Origin of the sequence: Streptomyces sp. (assembly GCF_050698815.1) — a bacterium.
Taxonomy (GTDB): Bacteria; Actinomycetota; Actinomycetes; order Streptomycetales; family Streptomycetaceae; genus Streptomyces.
The window spans coordinates 1-2,535 of the sequence record NZ_JBOHCV010000375.1; the positions used below are offsets into that span (position 1 = coordinate 1).

General features: G+C 71.8%; 1 protein-coding gene and 1 pseudogene. Both read left to right on the forward strand.

Annotated features, from left to right (window positions below; all coding sequences use genetic code 11):
* The coding region (locus tag ACRDP3_RS13640) for an ABC transporter ATP-binding protein (protein WP_431517183.1) at positions 1-913 on the forward strand (913 nt) is incomplete at its 5' end.
* Positions 914-1,012: 99 nt separating this feature from the next.
* A pseudogene (locus ACRDP3_RS13645) lies at positions 1,013-2,535 on the forward strand (haloacid dehalogenase); the annotation flags it as partial.

The window sequence follows — 2,535 nt, forward strand, 5'->3', positions numbered from 1 at the left end:
CGAGCTGTTCTTCTCGCCCGTACAGCAGCTGTCCCAGGTCTTCGACGGCTATCAGCAGGCGTCGGTCGCGCTCGGCCGCATCCAGCAGCTGCTGCGCGAGGAGAGCACGACACCCGCGCCCGAACACTCGCACGAAGTGGACACGCTGCGCGGCGAGATCACCTTCGAGAAAGTGCACTTCCGCTACGCCACCGCCGCGGGCGGCCACGACCACGAGGAGGCTCTGTCGGGCATCGAACTGACCATCCCGGCGGGGCAGACCGTCGCCTTCGTCGGCGAGACCGGCGCGGGCAAGTCCACCCTCGTCAAGCTGGTCGCCCGGTACTACGACCCCACCAGCGGCGCCGTCCTGGCCGACGGCGCGGACCTGCGCACCCTGGACCTGTCCGGCTACCGGCACCGGCTCGGTGTGGTGCCGCAGGAGCCGTACCTCTTCCCGGGCACGGTGCGCGACGCCATCGCCTACGGCCGTACGGACGCCACCGACGCGGAGGTCGAGGCGGCCGCGCGAGCGGTGGGGGCGCACGACATGATCGCCACCCTGACCGGCGGCTACCTGCACACGATCGCCGAGCGCGGCCGCAATCTGTCGGCCGGGCAGCGGCAGCTCCTCGCGCTGGCCAGGGCGGAGCTGGTCGACCCCGACGTGCTGCTGCTGGACGAGGCGACGGCAGCCCTCGACCTGGCCACCGAGGCACTGGTCAACCAGGCCACCGACAGGCTGGCCGGCACCCGCACCACGCTGGTCGTCGCCCACCGGCTGACGACGGCGGCACGGGCGGACCGGGTCGTGGTGCTCGACCACGGGCGGATCGTCGAGGACGGCACGCACGCCGAACTGGTCGCCCGGGACGGGCACTACGCGCGGCTGTGGCGCACCTTCGCGGGGGAGGAGGAGCCGGCCGTGGTCTGACGTGGCTTCGGAGGGCGTGGCTTCGGGCAAGTGTTCAAGGGTTGGACGCATGGGCCTGGTCTGTTGACTGAATATGTTCATTAACTTTAGGTTCGGTCCATGCTCCGATCCGCTCGCCCGTCCGTTCGCCGGACCGCTCGCCTCGTGCCGCCGCTGCTCGCCTGTGCCCTGGTCGCCGCAGTGCCGCACGCCGCCGCCTCCCCTTCACCCGGCGGCCGCGCCGCCGCCGGCGACGCACAGCCGGGTGCCTCCGGCGTGCGGGACGGCCGCGACGGCTGGGTGCTGTCCTCGAAGAAGATCGACCCGGACGACAGCTACCACGCCTATGTCGGCAACGGTTACCTCGGCCAGCGTGTCGCCCCGACCGGCACCGGCTACGCGGCGAGCGGCGAGAAGACCGGCTGGCCCCTGATGACGCCGCGCTACGACGGGTCGTTCGTCGCCGGGCTCTACGGGCACAACCAGAAGACGGCCGAGAACCGGCAGGCCATCGCCGCCATCCCCACCTGGAGCACGCTGAACGTGGCCACCGGGGGCGAGTCCGGCGAGACCTTCTCCTCCGGCACTCCCGCCGGCCGCATCTCGCACTACAAGCAGTCCCTGCACCTGCGCAAGGGCGTGGTGCGCACCTCGCTCACCTGGACCGCCGCCGACGGCCGCGCCACCGACCTCACCTACGACGTGCTCGCCGACCGCAACAACCCGCACTCGGGCGCCGTCCGGCTGTCGATGACCCCGCGCTGGAGCGGCACGTCACACGTCACCGACGTCCTCGACGGCCGCGGAGCGCGCCGCGTCTCCCAGACGGGCGGCGGCGCCCGTCCGGACAGTGCCGCACGACCCGGCGACCAGACCATGGACGTGGCCTTCCGCACCCATGGCACGAAGACCGACGGGGCGGTGGCGTCCACGCTGCGGCCCGGCCCCGGTGTGCGTACAGAGGATGAACGAAAGGCGGGGCCCGCGCGGAAGCTCACAGCCAAGCAGGGCGTCTCCTTCCGCGCGCAGCGCGGCAAGACCTACGAGTTCACCAAGTACGTCGGCGTCGACACCGCCCGTACCGCCGACGCCCCCGAGCGCAGCGCACTGGCCGCCTCCCGGCAGGCCGCCCAGCGCGGCTGGGACACCACCTACGCGGCGCACACCGCCGCCTGGCAGCGGCTGTGGCGCAGCGACATCCAGGTCAACGGCCGCCCACAGCTGCAGAAATGGCTCCGTTCCGCGAAGTACGGGCTGCTCACCAGCAGCCGCCGGGGAGGGGACGACAGCATCGCCCCCGCCGGACTCAGCAGCGACAACTACGCCGGCCTGGTCTTCTGGGACGCCGAGACGTGGATGTTCCCGAGCCTGCTCGCCGGCAACCCGGACCTGGCCAAGTCCGTGCTGGACTACCGCTACCGCACCCGCGAGGGCGCCCGCACGAACGCGCGCAAGCTCGGCTACGACGGCCTCTTCTACTCCTGGACCAGCGGCAGCGACGGTGACCTGAAGAAGGAGTGCCACAGCGTGGACCCGCCGCACTGCCGCACCCAGAATCATCTGCAGAGCGACATCTCGCTGGCCACCTGGCAGTACTACCTGGCGACCGACGACACCGCATGGCTGCGCGAGCGCGGCTGGCC